Source organism: Staphylococcus sp. CoH_129_LAB_1, assembly GCF_058191515.1.
This window is the reverse complement of the sequence record NZ_JBXWKZ010000043.1, coordinates 1-15,346: the sequence shown is the minus strand read 5'-3', so window position 1 is coordinate 15,346 and position 15,346 is coordinate 1. Positions and strand designations below refer to the sequence as shown.

General features: G+C 30.5%; 18 protein-coding genes, 2 tRNA genes, 1 pseudogene and 1 riboswitch. Of the genes and pseudogenes, 13 read left to right on the top strand and 8 right to left on the bottom strand.

The genetic code is table 11. From position 1 onward, the window contains the following. Nucleotides 1-4: 4 nt before the first annotated feature. The 4 genes from AC2FB1_RS10515 (at nucleotide 5) to menC (ending at nucleotide 2,945) form a co-directional block, all read left to right on the top strand. Nucleotides 5-76 (top strand) — tRNA-Glu (locus tag AC2FB1_RS10515). A gap of 45 nt (nucleotides 77-121) precedes the next feature. Then, nucleotides 122-212 (top strand) — tRNA-Ser (locus AC2FB1_RS10510). Nucleotides 213-542: 330 nt separating this feature from the next. Next, nucleotides 543-1,937: an o-succinylbenzoate--CoA ligase gene (menE, locus tag AC2FB1_RS10505; protein WP_490675194.1), complete on the top strand. Its 1,395-nt coding sequence runs from the start codon at nucleotides 543-545 to the stop codon at nucleotides 1,935-1,937. After that, nucleotides 1,938-2,945, top strand: a complete 1,008-nt coding sequence (gene menC, locus AC2FB1_RS10500) for an o-succinylbenzoate synthase (protein ID WP_490675193.1) — start codon at nucleotides 1,938-1,940, stop codon at nucleotides 2,943-2,945. Here the strand turns inward: menC and yidD are convergent. After that, nucleotides 2,936-3,181: a membrane protein insertion efficiency factor YidD gene (gene yidD, locus AC2FB1_RS10495; protein ID WP_490675192.1), complete on the bottom strand. Its 246-nt coding sequence runs from the start codon at nucleotides 3,179-3,181 to the stop codon at nucleotides 2,936-2,938. The two genes, menC and yidD, sit on opposite strands and share 10 nt — an antisense overlap. A gap of 70 nt (nucleotides 3,182-3,251) precedes the next feature. Between yidD and ytkD the strand changes: the two genes are divergently transcribed. Both ytkD and AC2FB1_RS10485 read left to right on the top strand, forming a co-directional pair. Further along, nucleotides 3,252-3,725, top strand: coding sequence for an RNA deprotection pyrophosphohydrolase (gene ytkD / locus AC2FB1_RS10490; protein ID WP_490675191.1), 474 nt, complete (start codon nucleotides 3,252-3,254; stop codon nucleotides 3,723-3,725). Beyond that, nucleotides 3,706-4,485, top strand: a complete 780-nt coding sequence (locus tag AC2FB1_RS10485; protein WP_490675190.1) for an alpha/beta hydrolase family protein — start codon at nucleotides 3,706-3,708, stop codon at nucleotides 4,483-4,485. The genes ytkD and AC2FB1_RS10485 overlap by 20 nt, the downstream gene beginning before the upstream one ends. Before the next feature lie 41 nt (nucleotides 4,486-4,526). Here AC2FB1_RS10485 and pckA read toward each other — a convergent pair whose 3' ends face one another. Then, the gene (gene pckA / locus AC2FB1_RS10480; protein WP_490675189.1) at nucleotides 4,527-6,119 is read right to left on the bottom strand and encodes a phosphoenolpyruvate carboxykinase (ATP); all 1,593 of its coding nucleotides are present in this window, start codon (nucleotides 6,117-6,119) and stop codon (nucleotides 4,527-4,529) included. A gap of 159 nt (nucleotides 6,120-6,278) precedes the next feature. Then, a riboswitch (SAM riboswitch) is annotated at nucleotides 6,279-6,390 on the top strand. A gap of 112 nt (nucleotides 6,391-6,502) precedes the next feature. Here pckA and metK point away from each other — a divergent pair. The 3 genes from metK (at nucleotide 6,503) to AC2FB1_RS10465 (ending at nucleotide 10,075) form a co-directional block, all read left to right on the top strand. After that, nucleotides 6,503-7,699 carry a methionine adenosyltransferase gene (gene metK, locus AC2FB1_RS10475; protein ID WP_490675188.1) on the top strand — a complete coding sequence of 399 codons (1,197 nt, stop codon included), beginning with the start codon at nucleotides 6,503-6,505 and terminating at the stop codon, nucleotides 7,697-7,699. A 98-nt stretch (nucleotides 7,700-7,797) separates the two neighbouring features. Beyond that, a complete protein-coding gene (locus AC2FB1_RS10470) occupies nucleotides 7,798-8,709 on the top strand; it encodes an NERD domain-containing protein (protein WP_490675187.1) in 912 nt (303 codons plus the stop codon). A gap of 529 nt (nucleotides 8,710-9,238) precedes the next feature. After that, entirely contained in the window at nucleotides 9,239-10,075 is an 837-nt protein-coding gene (locus tag AC2FB1_RS10465; RefSeq protein ID WP_490675186.1) for an aldo/keto reductase, read from the top strand. Nucleotides 10,076-10,131: 56 nt separating this feature from the next. Here AC2FB1_RS10465 and AC2FB1_RS10460 read toward each other — a convergent pair whose 3' ends face one another. The 3 genes from AC2FB1_RS10460 to AC2FB1_RS10450 are packed head-to-tail and all read right to left on the bottom strand — an operon-like array spanning nucleotide 10,132 to nucleotide 11,184. Further along, nucleotides 10,132-10,485 (bottom strand): fluoride efflux transporter FluC, encoded by a 354-nt coding sequence (locus tag AC2FB1_RS10460; protein ID WP_490675184.1) that lies wholly within the window; start codon nucleotides 10,483-10,485, stop codon nucleotides 10,132-10,134. Further along, on the bottom strand, nucleotides 10,482-10,847 hold the full coding sequence (gene crcB, locus AC2FB1_RS10455) for a fluoride efflux transporter CrcB (RefSeq protein WP_490675182.1): 366 nt from the start codon (nucleotides 10,845-10,847) through the stop codon (nucleotides 10,482-10,484). Before crcB ends, AC2FB1_RS10460 begins: the two co-directional genes overlap by 4 nt. A 28-nt stretch (nucleotides 10,848-10,875) precedes the next feature. Next, nucleotides 10,876-11,184, bottom strand: a complete 309-nt coding sequence (locus tag AC2FB1_RS10450) for a hypothetical protein (RefSeq protein WP_490675181.1) — start codon at nucleotides 11,182-11,184, stop codon at nucleotides 10,876-10,878. Nucleotides 11,185-11,427: 243 nt separating this feature from the next. Here AC2FB1_RS10450 and AC2FB1_RS10445 point away from each other — a divergent pair, with 243 nt between their 5' ends. Both AC2FB1_RS10445 and AC2FB1_RS10440 read left to right on the top strand, forming a co-directional pair. After that, nucleotides 11,428-12,141 carry a transaldolase gene (locus tag AC2FB1_RS10445; RefSeq protein WP_490675179.1) on the top strand — a complete coding sequence of 238 codons (714 nt, stop codon included), beginning with the start codon at nucleotides 11,428-11,430 and terminating at the stop codon, nucleotides 12,139-12,141. Nucleotides 12,142-12,337: 196 nt separating this feature from the next. Then, the gene (locus tag AC2FB1_RS10440; RefSeq protein ID WP_490675178.1) at nucleotides 12,338-12,802 is read left to right on the top strand and encodes a hypothetical protein; all 465 of its coding nucleotides are present in this window, start codon (nucleotides 12,338-12,340) and stop codon (nucleotides 12,800-12,802) included. Here the strand turns inward: AC2FB1_RS10440 and AC2FB1_RS10435 are convergent. Both AC2FB1_RS10435 and AC2FB1_RS10430 read right to left on the bottom strand, forming a co-directional pair. After that, entirely contained in the window at nucleotides 12,777-13,223 is a 447-nt protein-coding gene (locus tag AC2FB1_RS10435; RefSeq protein WP_490675177.1) for a competence protein ComK, read from the bottom strand. The genes AC2FB1_RS10440 and AC2FB1_RS10435 overlap by 26 nt on opposite strands. Continuing rightward, the gene (locus AC2FB1_RS10430) at nucleotides 13,210-13,695 is read right to left on the bottom strand and encodes a sigma-70 family RNA polymerase sigma factor (RefSeq protein WP_490675195.1); all 486 of its coding nucleotides are present in this window, start codon (nucleotides 13,693-13,695) and stop codon (nucleotides 13,210-13,212) included. Before AC2FB1_RS10430 ends, AC2FB1_RS10435 begins: the two co-directional genes overlap by 14 nt. Before the next feature lie 208 nt (nucleotides 13,696-13,903). On the opposite strand from AC2FB1_RS10430, the gene AC2FB1_RS10425 reads away from it, so the two are divergent. Beyond that, entirely contained in the window at nucleotides 13,904-14,125 is a 222-nt protein-coding gene (locus AC2FB1_RS10425) for a hypothetical protein (RefSeq protein ID WP_490675176.1), read from the top strand. A 254-nt stretch (nucleotides 14,126-14,379) separates the two neighbouring features. Next, on the top strand, nucleotides 14,380-15,228 hold the full coding sequence (sagB, locus tag AC2FB1_RS10420; RefSeq protein ID WP_490675175.1) for a peptidoglycan release complex glucosaminidase SagB: 849 nt from the start codon (nucleotides 14,380-14,382) through the stop codon (nucleotides 15,226-15,228). A 49-nt stretch (nucleotides 15,229-15,277) separates the two neighbouring features. Here sagB and AC2FB1_RS10415 read toward each other — a convergent pair. Continuing rightward, nucleotides 15,278-15,346 (bottom strand): annotated as a pseudogene (locus AC2FB1_RS10415) (IS3 family transposase); the annotation flags it as partial.

Below are 15,346 nucleotides of genomic sequence, written 5' to 3'. Positions count from 1 at the left end.
CCATGGCTCCTTGGTCAAGCGGTTAAGACACCGCCCTTTCACGGCGGTAACACGGGTTCGAGTCCCGTAGGAGTCATATAAACAGAAGTGAAATATCGCTTCTGTTTTTTTATTGAATAGAGGAGAGTTGTCCGAGTCTGGCTGAAGGAGCACGCCTGGAAAGTGTGTAGGCGTTTTATCGCGTCTCAAGGGTTCGAATCCCTTACTCTCCATACCAAATGCCTTATATCATAGGGGTTAGAACTAGCAAGTGTCAAATATGTGTCCAGAAAATAATTCTCTGACACGTTGACCTTGCTCTTTTTTATGCTCTTACTCTCCATACATTTACTCAGATGTTTTTTTCATTCTGATTTTTTTTATTATAGAGAAATTGATGATTGAAGAAGGTAGTGATTTTAAACAAATATTTTATTCTAAAGGAAGTTAAGTTTAATTTGACTTCTTTTTTACTTTATTTTAAATGAATTTAATCTCCATTCCTGTTAAGTCGTTTGAAAATCGTTATAATAAAAGTTGTACAATTATTGGAGGAATGAATTTTGGAATTTTGGTTAAAAGAGCAATGTATTAAGAATAAAGATAAAGTAGCGGTTACTGATGGTAATCATACATTAACATATCAACAATTATATTTCGCTGCACTCAAACTTTCTAAAAAGTTAGTATCACTTCATGAAAATAGAGTGGGACTATATATTGGTAACGATATAGATTCAGTCATATTAATTCATGCGTGTTGGTTAGCTCAAATTGAAATTGCGATGATTAATACGCGTTTAACCACTAATGAAATGATTGATCAAATGAATTCAGTGAACGTAAAAATAATTTTAACAACAAAAGATTTTGATTTAATAAACTTTAAAGTTATTTCATTAAATCAGATAAATGAATATTCAGATTCGCCTAACGAAAAACAATTTGAGGCGTCTCGGATTGCATCGATTATGTTCACTTCAGGTACAACTGGCCCACAAAAAGCAGTCCCTCAAACATTTAAAAATCATTATGCAAGTGCTATTGGATGTAAAAATAGTTTAGGTTTTGATCAACAAACACAGTGGTTATCAGTACTTCCTATTTACCATATTTCAGGTTTAAGTGTTGTTTTACGTGCGGTGATTGAAGGGTTTACTGTACGTCTATTAAGTAAATATGATACTGAGGTTATGTTGAAAATTATTAAAGATGAAAAACCAACGCATGTATCACTAGTACCTCAAACATTAAAATGGCTAATGGATGCTGGTTTAAATGAACCATATTCTATTGAAAAAATACTACTCGGTGGCGCTAAATTATCATCGACGCTTATTCAACAAGCATTACAATATCATTTACCTATTTATAACTCATTTGGCATGACTGAAACATGTTCACAGTTTTTAACCGCTTCTCCCGAAATGTTAGCCAAACGTTATGATACTGTAGGCAAGCCTAGTAAAAATGTTGAAGTACGAATTAAACATCCTAACGAAGATGGTCATGGTGAACTACTTATAAAAGGTGATAATGTAATGAATGGATACTTGTATCCTAAGAATTTGAACAACACTTTTGAAGATGGTTTCTTTAAAACAGGAGATATTGCTGAAATAGATAATGATGGTTTTGTGATGGTTTATGATCGACGTAAAGATCTTATTATTAGTGGTGGAGAAAACATTTATCCTTATGAAATTGAAACGGTAGCTAAAACATTTGACGGTATTGAAGATGCAGTATGTGTGCCTAAAGAAGATGACACATGGGGTCAAATTCCTATCTTATATTATGTTGCTACTAAAACAATCGACAATAAAGGACTACAACAATTTTTACAACAACATTTAGCAAAATATAAAGTTCCTAAGATATATCAACACGTCAATTCTTTACCTTATACGTCTACTGGCAAATTACAACGTAATAAAGTTGGAATCGAGGATTATTAAATGAAAATCAAGGATATTCAATTTTATTATTATAACGCGCCGTTTTATTCTCCGATTAAGACGCCTAAAATTGAAATGACACATCGTAAAGCACTTATAGTTCGATTTATTTCTGATGAAGGAAAAAGTTATTTTGGTGAATGTAATGCATTTGAAACGAATTGGTATGCTACTGAAACAATTGACATAGTTAAAAAGTGTATACAACACTGGTCAAAAAAGATTTTAAATCTGTCATTCAAGACATATAATGATTGGAAACCATATTTTAATCTTTTAAATGATTATCCAGCTGCAAGATGTACTGTAGTCATGGCAGTGTATCAGATTTACCACAAGTTACCTTGTTTTAATGTTGAATATGGAGCTACGGTGAGTGGTTTATCTACTGAACAATTACAAACACTTAAAGACACAAGACCCACACGTATTAAATTAAAGTGGACAAATCATCTCCTCGATGACATTTATAAGCTTAGAAATGAATTAACATTTAAGGTTAATTTTGCTCTTGATGCTAATGAATCAATAGATATTGTACAATTTCAATTATTAAAAGAAATAAACCAACGAGATATTTTGTACATTGAAGAACCATTTAAACAGTTAGAAAATCTAAAAGAAATAGATGTGTCACAATATCCAAAGATTGCAATAGACGAAAAAGCGAGAGATAAGCAAAGAATTCTTTCAATTATTGAAAGATATCCTATTAAAGCAGTTATTATCAAACCTTTTAGATTAGGTGGTATAGATAGAGCATTAGAAGTGATTCATTTATTGAAAGACAAAAATATTAAAGTAGTTGTTGGGGGAATGTATGAATATGGTTTGAGTCGTTACTTTACAGCACTACTTGCAAAAGAAGGTTCTTATCCAGGAGATGTCACTCCAGATGGATATTATTTTGAAAAAGACTTTACACAAGGAGTAGGCAAATTAAAAGAAGGATTGATTTACTTCAATCCTCCCAAAGTTAATATAGATGTTTTATCTATTTATGAATGATGATGTGTATGTTTATCATTTTTTAAAGGTACAGGATCAAAGCCACCTTTGTGTAAAGGATGACATTTTAGTATACGTTTTATCCCCATGTAGCCACCTTTGAGAGCCCCATATACTTCTATAGCTTCTTTAGTATATTCAGAACAAGTAGGATAGAAGCGACATGTTGGTGGTGTCATAGGGGAAATAAAACGTTGATAAAAACGAATGATGCCAAGAAATAATTTTTTAAGCATATTATATAAACCTCCTATAGACATTTAATTATTAAATAATTTTACCACATTTAAAAGGGGGATGAATGATATGGAGTTTATCGATCAAGATCATAGACGAGTAACGATGCAATACAAAACTGATGACAATATACCGAATGGAAATCATGTTTTAGCTATTCCAATTTTTCAAAATCAATTATTATTTACTAAACACTCTAAAAGAGGTATCGAGTTCCCTGGAGGTAAAGTTGAAAATAATGAGACAAGTCAACAAGCGATAGCTAGAGAGCTTTATGAAGAAACAGGTGGAAAGATAGAATCCTTACATTATATAGCGCAATATCAAGTTCATACTTTTGACAAGTCACTTTTTAAAAAAGATGTGTATGTGATTAAAGTGAAATCAATCGAACGAAAATTTGATTATTTAGAAACAGAGGGACCATTACTGTTTAAACAAGTAGAGGATATTCCTGAAGTACTTAAGAGTTATTTAATTAAAGATGCAGCCATTTTAAAATGTTTAGAAAGGGTGAAAGGTCTTGGATATTACAAATATTAGAACAATGCCTGTTGAATCCATCACTCATCGATTTGAGGAAATTACCTATACTGTAGACGAAATAAATGTAAAAGCATTACAGATGGTTCCTATACACCATAATGTTAAACGAATTGTGGTTTATTTACGTGGTGGAAAAGGGCAAGTTGGGAGAGTAAGAGCTTCCAGACTAATGCAATTTTCTGATCCGCATACGTTAGTTGTAGGGCCCTATTATAGAGGGAGTAATGGCAGTGAAGGAAAAGATGAATTTTGTAATGCTGATTTACATGATGTAACAGTACTTATTCGATTATTAAAAGACAAATTTCCACAAGCTTTTATTCATATGATTGGATTTTCAAGAGGTGGAATTCAAGGATTATTATCATTTCAAGATGATCCAGTTGATAGTTATATCATTTGGGGTGGTGTTTCGGATGTTCATTTAATGTATGAAGAACGTGTTGACTTAAGAGGTATGTTAAGACGTATGGTAGGTCATCCGAAAAAGGATAAAGAGGCATATGAAAAAAGAAATGCGATACGTACTTTGAATCCAAACAGTCCACCTATTTTAATTGTACATGGAGGTAAAGATCGACAAGTAGGGATACATCAAGCGTATTTTCTTCAAGAACATTTAGAACTTAAAGGGGTCAAGCATGATACATTTTATCAACTTGAAGAAGGACATGTACCAAGACCGCAAGCATTGAAAGAAGTTTTAGATTATATATTTCAATGGATGAATCATATAGAAAAAGACTTACAAAGATGACCATAAAGGTTATTCATGTAAGTCTTTTAATTTATATTATATTAATGATTAAATCCGCCTTCTTTGGCAATATCTTTTACTTCATTTCCAAATTTTTTGAAGTTTTCTTCAAAACGTTGTTTTAAGTCATTAGCTTGATGGCGATAAGCGTCAGGATCGTTCCAAGCATGGATTGGATTTAAAATCGTTTTAGGTACATCTTCCATTTCAATTGGTATACTTAAACCGAATATTTCATCTGTGGTAAATGTAGCTTGTTTTAGCTTACCAGAAATAGCTTGATCTACCATATAACGTGTATAATGTAAGCTGATACGACGTCCTATACCATATTTACCACCAGTCCATCCTGTGTTTACTAGATATACATCAACATCATGTTCATCAATTAGCTTACCAAGTAAATTTGCATATTTAGTAGGATGTAAAGGTAAGAATGGAGCGCCAAAGCACGTAGAAAATGATGGCTCAGGTTCTGTCACGCCACGTTCAGTGCCAGCTAATTTTGATGTAAAACCACTTAAGAAATGATACATTGCCTGTGATTTAGATAATTTAGCAATAGGTGGAAGCACGCCAAATGCATCTGCAGTTAAGAAAATAATTGTATTAGGATGTGCAGCTTTAGAAGGTAATACGATATTATCAATATGATGGATTGGATAAGCAGCACGTGTGTTTTCGGTATTTGTATTATCATCAAAATCAACATGACCACGTTCATCAACGATAGTATTTTCAAGAATAGTACCATATTTTATGGCATTATAAATTTGAGGTTCTTTTTCTTTAGATAAGTGAATTGCTTTTGCATAGCAACCACCTTCAATGTTGAAAATACCATTTTTGTTCCAACCATGTTCATCATCGCCGATTAATTTGCGATTTGAAGCTGCTGATAACGTTGTTTTTCCTGTCCCAGATAGTCCAAAGAACAGAGCAACATCACCTTTTTCTCCGACATTTGCAGAGCAATGCATACTCATAATATCTTGCATAGGTAATAAATAATTCATCACTGAAAAGATACCTTTTTTCATTTCTCCAGCGTATTCAGTACCACCAATTAAAATTACTTTATGTTTAAATGAAACAATAATAAACGTTTCGGAATTAGTACCGTCAACATCTGGATTGGCTTTAAAATGTGGGGCAGAAACGATAGTGAAATTTGGTTTAATATGACTTGCTTCCTCAACTGATTCAGGTCGGATAAACATATTTTGCGCAAATAAATTATGCCATGCAAGCTCATTGATGACTTTTAATTTTAGTTGTGAGTCTTTGTCACTTCCAGCATAGCCGTTAAAGACATATAGTTCATCTTTTTGATCTAAATAATCTAATACTTTATTGTATAAATTTAAAAATACTTCTTCATCAATAGGTTGATTAATGTCTCCCCAATCGATATTGTCTCGATATGAAGGTTCATTCACGATAAATTTATCTTTTGGTGAACGACCTGTATACTTACCTGTACTCATATTAATTGCGCCAAGTTCAGTGAGTTCACCTTCATTATTATTTAAAATTTTATAATAAAGCTGAGTAGTAGAAAGTTGAAATAAAGTCGTTTCTTTTTCTAATAAGTGTTTGATTTTAGGTGTTTCACTGTATGTATCTATTGACATACAACATCCCTCCAAATATGTTTTTATACTTATATGTAAGCCCTTACAATAAAATAGTATAACATATTGATTTAATTATTCCATTATAAATAAAAGGGCATTTAAAAAATCAAAATTGACAATTTTAAAGTAATTATGTAGTATAGATTTTAACGGATTCTCTTATCCTGAGCGGTGGAGGGACATGGACCCAATGAAGCCCAGCAACCTCTTTTTTTAAAGAAAGGTGCCAAACCGTTTGCAGACACAATATTTGTCTGAACGATAAGAGCGAATGGACGTTTAAGAGCCTTCTCTCTATCTAGATAGTTGAGAAGGCTCTTTTATTTTAAGCTCATTGTCAAAAGAGAATTTTCGTAAATATAGTTAAAAAGGAGCAAATCATGACTTATAATAAACGTTTATTTACATCAGAATCAGTGACAGAAGGGCATCCAGATAAAATTGCTGATCAAGTGTCTGATGCAATTTTAGATGAAATTTTAAAAGACGATCCTAATGCACGTGTTGCTTGTGAAACAACTGTAACAACAGGTATGGCTTTGATTTCTGGTGAAATTTCAACGTCTACATATGTAGATATTCCTAAAGTAGTCCGCGAAACAATTAAAAATATCGGATATACAAGGGCTAAATATGGTTACGATTATCAAACTATGGCTGTTTTAACAGCGATTGATGAGCAATCACCTGACATTGCACAAGGTGTAGATAAAGCACTTGAGTATCGCAATGATATATCTGAAAAAGAAATTGAAGCAACAGGTGCCGGAGACCAAGGTTTAATGTTTGGTTATGCAACAAATGAAACTGAAACATATATGCCACTTCCAATCTTTTTATCACATCAACTAGCGAAACGCTTATCCGATGTTCGTAAAGATGGTACCTTAAATTATTTACGTCCAGATGGTAAAGTTCAAGTAACAGTAGAATACGATGAAAATGATAAACCTAAACGTATTGATACGATTGTACTGTCTTCTCAACATGCTGAAGATATTGAGTTAGGTCAAATTCAAAAAGATATTAAGGATCATGTCATTTATCCGACTGTGCCTAATAGTTTGATTGATGATGAAACAAAATTCTTTATTAATCCAACTGGTCGATTTGTTATTGGAGGTCCTCAAGGAGACGCTGGTTTAACTGGAAGAAAAATTATCGTAGATACATATGGCGGTTATGCTCGTCATGGAGGTGGTTGTTTCAGTGGTAAAGATCCTACAAAAGTAGACCGTTCTGCCGCATATGCAGCAAGATATGTTGCAAAAAATATTGTAGCAGCTGGATTAGCTGAACAATGTGAAGTGCAATTAGCTTATGCAATTGGTGTAGCAGAACCTGTATCTATTGCTATTGATACATTTAAAACAGGGAAAGTTTCTGAAGCACAATTAGTTGAAGCGGTAAGAAATCACTTTGACTTAAGACCAGCAGGTATTATTAAAATGCTTGATTTAAAACATCCTATTTATAAACAAACAGCTGCATATGGACACTTTGGTCGTACTGATGTATTGTTACCATGGGAGAAATTAGATAAAGTGAATGTCCTAAAGGATGCTGTTCAAGAATAATGTAGGATATACAGTAGTTAATTAGGTTAAATCTCGAAATTATCATCTATTTCTATTATAATAGATAGATATTGACAGTTTAAAAGGAGCGTTATCGAATGAATTCATTTGGACCGGTTGAGATTGGCTTAATCATAGCGATAATTATAGCAATTATATGTTTCGTTTTATTTTTAGTTGCCTTGAAAAGTAAAAATAATATGAAGCATAAAGCGAGTGAAGAATATAATCTCAAGGAACAACAACTTAAGTCTTCACATGAGGAAGCACTTGAAAAAGAACGTATCGAAAATAAAAAACAAGTGACAAAACAAAAAGAAGAATTTGAAGCTACAGTTAATGGAAAAGAACGTGAAATTGATGCTTTAAAATTATTTTCTAAAAATAAAAGTGAATACGTGACTGATATGAGACTTATTGGTATTAGAGACCGTCTAGTTAAAGAAAAACGTATTAGACGTGAAGATATGCATATAATGGCTAATATTTTCTTGCCAAGTAATGAGTTTAATACTATTCAACGTATTAGTCATCTTGTGCTTACAAGAACTGGTTTATATATCATTGATTCTCAATTATTAAAAGGCCATGTTTATAATGGAATTAGTGGTGCGCAATTTCAAGAGTTACCAATGATGAAACAAGTATTTGATACACTTGATTTAAATATAAAAGCGCCTCAAACGTTAGTTCTTGATCAACATGAAGATAATCATTCAAAACTATCATTTATTAATTATTTTGATCAACTTTCTACGATTGAGAAGTTGGCTACAGATTTACAAACAGAATTAGGACTTAAATATACACCAACATCAATTTTATATTTTAATCCTAAACATGATAAAGAAGTAACGATTTCAAACTATGCGCAAAGTTCAAGCGTTAAGGTTTTAGTTGGTCCTGAACAACTTGATGAATTCTTTAATAAATTTGTATTCCATGGACGTATTCAATATAATGTCGATGAATTACAAAATATAATGGATAAAATTGAATCATTTAATTAAGAGAAGTTGAGGCTGGGATATAATTCCTAGCAAAATAGCCAGTAAATGAGTGTATTATAAATTCATTTACTGGCTTCTTTACAATACTACGTATTGTTGACACGCTTTCTTAGGGGACAGCTTCAGCCTGTCGTCTTCAGCTTGTCCTGTTCTCTCAAGAGTCTCGCCAAAATACTTTTTATTTATATGTAATTTTACATTGAATTACTTAAAAAAATAAGGCTCTTTCGTATAAATTAATAAATACCAATAAACTAAATTAACAAGGTTCCTTATATATAAAGAATATAACATGACTTAACTTACTCTACTAATGGCACTCAATATAAGAAAACGAGCAACCCAACGAGTTGAAAATAATAAAAAATTTATGAAAAAGACAAGTTCTATATTATTTCAATAGAACTTGTCTTTTTTCACTTATCTAGAAACATTATGTCCCAGACTCGTTTTTTTATATTATGATTGATGTTCATAAATATACTTTTAGGGTATATACAGAATAGTTATTTTTAAGGGAGGAAGAAAAATGGACTATATTGAATTCTATAATGGAAATCAAATGCCTATGTTAGGACTTGGAACATTCCGAGTAGAAAACAACGATACTTGTAAAGAAGCTGTTAAACATGCTATTGAATCTGGATATCGTAGTATAGATACAGCTAAAGTATATGGAAATGAAGAACAAGTAGGTCAAGGTATCAAAGAAGGATTAGAATCAACAGGATTAAATAGAGAAGATATTTTCGTAACATCAAAATTATTTTTCGAAGATTTCGGACGTGAAAATGTAGCTCGAGCCTACGAAACAAGTATCCAAAAACTTGGGTTAGATTATTTAGATTTATATTTAGTACATTGGCCAGGTACAAATGAGGCGGTAATGATCGATACTTGGAAAGGTATGGAGGATTTATACAAAGATAATAAAGTCAAAAACATTGGAGTTAGTAATTTCAATCCGGATCACTTTGAAGCATTATTAGCACAAGTTTCAATTAAACCAGTGATTAACCAAGTAGAATTCCATCCATACTTTACTCAAGAAAAACTTAGAAAATATTTGGAAGCTCAAAACATTCATATGGAATCTTGGTCACCATTTATGAATGCTCAAATTTTAAACGATGAAACGTTGAATGAAATCGGAAATGAAGTTAATAAATCAGCAGCACAAGTTATTATTAAATGGAATATGCAACATAATGTCGTGGTTATTCCTAAATCAGTAACACCAAGCAGAATTGAAGAAAATATAGATGTATTTGATTTTGAATTATCAGAAAAACAAATGAAACGAATTGATAATTTAAACAAAGATCAACGTATAGGACCTGATCCAGATACATTTGAAGGTCAATAGATTCAATTGAAAAAGAGTGAACATGCAGGTTGATTAACTACATGTTCACTCTTTTTTTATATTATAAAGCCAATTAAACAAGCAATAAATCCTATAACAAATTGCAATAGAGAATAAATTATAAATTTAAATAGTTTAAATGACGGCGTTAGACATTGAGTAAGTTCATAAGACATAGTTGAAAATGTCGTTAAACCACCTAAAAAACCAGTGATAAAAAACATATTTATCCAGTTTAAGTGACTAGAAAGCCCTGTAGTTAAACCAATAAGAAAACTTCCAATCCAGTTAACGATTAGAGTAGCTATAGGTATTGAAGTAGACCATTTAGATTTGGTAACATCAGTTAGCCATGCCCTGACTACAGCTCCTAAACCACCGCCAATCATAATTAAAAGCGCTTGTATCAAGATGTACGACCTCCTAATTTCATACCAATCCAGCACAAGACTACGCCAAGGGTATAACTCGTAAACGCATAAACCACAGCTAAGAGAATATGATAATTGTGAAGTAGTGTAACTAATTCAAATTGAAATGTTGAAAATGTTGTCAAAGCACCTAAAAAACCTGTCGTAACACCTTTTTTAATTTTAGGGTAATCTTTAAATAATTTAATCATTACTACTGATAGATAACCCATGAGAAAAGCACCTGACAAATTAGCTATCAATGTGCCAATAGGAAAGGTGCTACTGTGATTCATAAAAGAAAACAAGAATCTTAATAAAGCCCCCAACGTACCACCTATAAACACGGTTACATATTGCATAAAAGATTCACCTTTATATATTATTTAATTATGAAAATATACCAAATGTTTTTACAGAAGCAAAAATATGGAACAAAATTACTATCAATATTACAAAAGGTAATATTTTAGTAGCAGTCTTAATCCAATCTTTATTTTTATTATTTAAATGCTTAATGGCTTTATCAGAAAATATAATTGATGCAATAAGGATTACAACATTTACAATACTACATGCAATTAATAAATTCTTTATTGATTTAAATTGCATACTTAGTAAAGGATTAAATGTATTAAAATAAAAACTAATGATTAAAAGTATAATTGATATATAGAAATATTTTTTTGATTTAGACATAATAAACCTCCGATTTATACCATTAAATAATATTACCACATTTAATTTCATTTTTAATAGTACCATTATTATAGGTTTATATTTTTCAGAAAATTCAATACAAAACATTCGCATATACAAATTAAGCATGATATAAATAATATAACGAAATAGTAAAACATCTTAAACATAAAAAAATCATACATATGGTGTCATTTGATAAAGCAAACTATATTCGTAATATAAACGAGAAGGGAAGATTTTATGACTCAATTAAAGGTAAAAGTATTTGCAGATGGTGCAGATATTGAACAAATGAAAGCGGCATACAAAAATAAAGAAGTAGATGGTTTTACAACAAACCCTAGCTTAATGGCGAAAGCAGGTGTAACAGATTATAAAGCTTTTGCAGAAGAAGTTGTACGTGAAATTCCTGATGCTTCTATATCATTTGAAGTATTTTCAGATGATTTAGACACCATGGAAAAAGAAGCAGAAATTTTAAAACAGTATGGTGACAATGTGTTTGTTAAAATTCCAATTGTGAATTCAAAAGGTGAGTCTACAATTGAATTAATTAAAAAATTATCCGCTGATAATGTACGTTTAAACGTAACTGCTGTATATACAATTGAACAAGTTAAAGCTATTACAGAAGCAGTGACTGAAGGTGTACCTACATATGTTTCTGTTTTTGCAGGACGAATTGCTGATACTGGTGTGGATCCACTTCCATTAATGAAAGAATCTGTAAAAGTTACACATAGTAAAAAAGGTGTGAAACTATTATGGGCAAGCTGTCGTGAAGTATTTAATGTGATCCAAGCTGATGAGATTGGTGCTGATATTATTACATGTCCAGCAGATGTAGTTAAGAAAGTTAATAATAATCTTGGACGCGATATTAATGAGTTACCAGTTGATACAGTTCAAGGATTCGCAAAAGATATTAAAAGTTCTGGATTATCTATATTATAAAAATAATATATCTAATTATGATAAACCGAGTCTAAGACAATAAACACGTCTTAGACTCGGTTTTGTTATATATAAAGAGCAAAGATAAGTAATAATTAAGTATTTTGAACTATATCTTTCTTTTTTATTGAGTTTGTTTTAAAATCGATGTTCAGTTAAAATTTATGGATACGTTTAAATAGAAAGGAGTTAAACTATGGAAGAAACTGCTTTTAGAGAAAAAGTAAGAAAACAATTGTGGTTTTTAAATAAAAATGAAAAGCAATTATTAGAACATACACTTGAACAATACAAATCTTCGTCTAATAATATAGGACAGAAATTTATGAAACCTACTCGTTTTGCTAATCAATTTTTACGTGCTCATATTTTTCGAAATAAAAGTTTTTCAAATGGATATTTTTTCTTATTAATTATATTATTTGTCATCGCATACATCATACTATTAGGATGGTTTTTAGCTGGTTTTATCGCAAGTTTGGCAGTAGTCAATCAATTTATAAATCCTAAAGCAGAATTAAGTCTTATCTATCTAGTAGCCATCTTAATTATTGCCATTATTAGTTTAATTGTCAGTTTATATCTTATTAGATGTGTGACAGCTTTGTTTACTAAAAGATTACTAGAATATAAGTTTAATGAAAAGAAGTCGTCTTATTAATTAAATAGGTTAATAGAATACTTTCTTGCCATTTTTTATAAACTAAAATGTACGGTTCATCCACAACGCATTGAGCTGAATTCTCAAAAATAATGATAGTTTTATTTTGAGAAGACGCTAAGCCAATGATGCGTTGAGCGTTAAAATATATTTGTATGGGTGCGCGTTGATGTTTGATTGGAAATAAAACGACATCTTTAGAAATATAAATAGGAACTAATTTGTTGATAGATAATAATCGTTTAGCTAATTTAAGTTGTTGTGAATATGATTTATTGAATTGCTCTAGATAGTACATAACTATCTTTTTAATATGAAATGGTAGAATCATTTCATATGTTTTAAAGCAACATTTTGTCTGAATTGTTGAATCTTCTAAAGTTTCAATATACAACAAATCGAAAGTATTATAGGGTAACATGCCAATCACCTTCTAGATAATATCGTTGAAGTTTATTGCGAGCAGAAGATTTATATTTTTTAATTGTAGTTTCTGAGAGATTCATTATTTTAGCAATTTCGTATTGTTTGTATCCCTGAAGATAATATAATAGCCATTGATATTCATTTGAATTTAAAATATGTTTAAAATCAGTTAAAAAATATTCATCTTTAACTGTATAAGTTAAAGAATAATTTAACTCTGTAATATCTAGACAATCTATCTTCATTTTCTCCTTTCTAAAAAGATCGATGAGATAATACTTTAATCTTTGATAAATAAAAGAGGATAAAGATAGAGAGGAAGATGGATTATAAATTTCGGAAACTTCCCACAATTTTATTAATAATAATTGATAAAATTCATCATAATTATACGTGATATGATATTGCCTTAACAAATAATGAATTATTTTATGATACTTCATATGTAATGAATTAAAATCTGAAATGTTTATTCTTTCTCCTTAGTTATGTACATAAACAATATTTCCGGATGTTTAAATTCTACACGAGGTATTGTGAATTATCATTTGCTTAATTTAATAAATAGGTGTTAAATAGTAAACATAGAATAAGTAGATTGGAGTATATATTGTCTTAAAAAGTTTGTAAGATTAATATTCGACATTTATACAATAAAATATAGGAGGTATGAAGTTGGATTATGCACATTTAAATCTTGAGCATTTTTTTGCAAGACATGATGATTTAGACGTCATTAGAGATCGTTCTGAATTTGTAATGATAAATAATTTTACAAATGAAATGATGTACCGTGATGGTGATATTGAAGGGACAGTCGACTTAAATCAATATTATTATAAAAATAGATCGCAAGCTGTCAGTTTTATTATGATGGATTATAAAAGAAATAATTAAATATATTGACTTTACTGATAACCTTACTACAAACGATTATATTTATTTAATAGATAAAAATTTTTAAGTAATGAAATGTTGAGTATTTCATTACTTTTTATTTTTGTTAAATTTCAATTCTGTTACTTTTATTTTATGAATATGTAACATTATAAGTATAAAATTGTTTAAGAGAATTAAAAATGTTAAAATTTAATATCATGAAAAAACTTTCCTATAAATGAAATTACAATATTAACCTAAGAGGTGTGAATATGACAAAGCACAGAAAAGGTTCTATTATAGGCCTAGTAGGGTTACTTATTATTTTAGTAGCAGCTGGCTTCATCTTTTTCTCCATGATATCTGATCAGATATTTTTTAAAAAAGTAAATGAAGTAGAGAAAGTACAACATGTGAACGTTACGCTTGATAAGGCTGCTAAAAAACAAATAGATAACTATACAAGTCAACAAGTATCGAATAAAAACAATAATGCATGGAGAGATGCATCAGCAAGTGAAATTAAAGCTGCAATGGATAGTAATAAATTTATTGATAATGACAAACAAAAATATCAATTTTTAGATTTATCTAAATATCAAGGTATTGATAAAAATCGTATCAAACGTATGTTGTTCGATCGACCTACATTATTGAAACATGCAGATGCTTTTGTAAATGCTGCAAAAGAAAAGCAAGTCAATGAAGTATATTTAATTTCTCATGCATTATTAGAAACAGGTTCAGTAAAGAGTGAGCTTGCTAATGGTGTAAATATTGATGGTAAAAAATATTATAATTTTTATGGTGTCGGAGCTTTAGATGAAGATCCAATCAAAACAGGTGCTGAATATGCGAAAAAACATGGTTGGGATACTCCAGATAAAGCAATTAAAGGCGGTGCAGATTTCATTCATAGCCATTTCCTATCTCACGATGACCAAAATACATTATATAGTATGAGATGGAATCCTATGAATCCTGGAGAACATCAATATGCGACTGATATTAAATGGGCTGAGAGTAATGCGGAAATTATCGCTGATTTCTATAAAGAAATGAAAACAGAAGGTAAATACTTTAAGCTATATGTTTATAAAGATGATGAAAAACACCAATAAACAAAGGCACTGAACCCTTAAAATGGGAACTTAATAAAAATACTATGTTCTAGGCTGCTAATTCTCTGTATTTTACAGGGGATAAGTAGCCTAGTTTTTGTTGAATTCGATTATTATT

What these genes read in the sequence shown, in the direction of transcription:
- pckA (WP_490675189.1), bottom strand. Translation starts at nt 6,119, where the DNA reads ATGTCAATAGATACATACAGTGAAACACCTAAAATCAAACACTTATTA.
- AC2FB1_RS10470 (WP_490675187.1), top strand. Translation starts at nt 7,798, where the DNA reads ATGAATTCATTTGGACCGGTTGAGATTGGCTTAATCATAGCGATAATT.
- AC2FB1_RS10440 (WP_490675178.1), top strand. Translation starts at nt 12,338, where the DNA reads ATGGAAGAAACTGCTTTTAGAGAAAAAGTAAGAAAACAATTGTGGTTT.
- AC2FB1_RS10445 (WP_490675179.1), top strand. Translation starts at nt 11,428, where the DNA reads ATGACTCAATTAAAGGTAAAAGTATTTGCAGATGGTGCAGATATTGAA.
- AC2FB1_RS10435 (WP_490675177.1), bottom strand. Translation starts at nt 13,223, where the DNA reads ATGTTACCCTATAATACTTTCGATTTGTTGTATATTGAAACTTTAGAA.
- yidD (WP_490675192.1), bottom strand. Translation starts at nt 3,181, where the DNA reads ATGCTTAAAAAATTATTTCTTGGCATCATTCGTTTTTATCAACGTTTT.
- menC (WP_490675193.1), top strand. Translation starts at nt 1,938, where the DNA reads ATGAAAATCAAGGATATTCAATTTTATTATTATAACGCGCCGTTTTAT.
- sagB (WP_490675175.1), top strand. Translation starts at nt 14,380, where the DNA reads ATGACAAAGCACAGAAAAGGTTCTATTATAGGCCTAGTAGGGTTACTT.
- crcB (WP_490675182.1), bottom strand. Translation starts at nt 10,847, where the DNA reads ATGCAATATGTAACCGTGTTTATAGGTGGTACGTTGGGGGCTTTATTA.
- AC2FB1_RS10465 (WP_490675186.1), top strand. Translation starts at nt 9,239, where the DNA reads ATGGACTATATTGAATTCTATAATGGAAATCAAATGCCTATGTTAGGA.
- AC2FB1_RS10450 (WP_490675181.1), bottom strand. Translation starts at nt 11,184, where the DNA reads ATGTCTAAATCAAAAAAATATTTCTATATATCAATTATACTTTTAATC.
- ytkD (WP_490675191.1), top strand. Translation starts at nt 3,252, where the DNA reads ATGGAGTTTATCGATCAAGATCATAGACGAGTAACGATGCAATACAAA.
- metK (WP_490675188.1), top strand. Translation starts at nt 6,503, where the DNA reads ATGACTTATAATAAACGTTTATTTACATCAGAATCAGTGACAGAAGGG.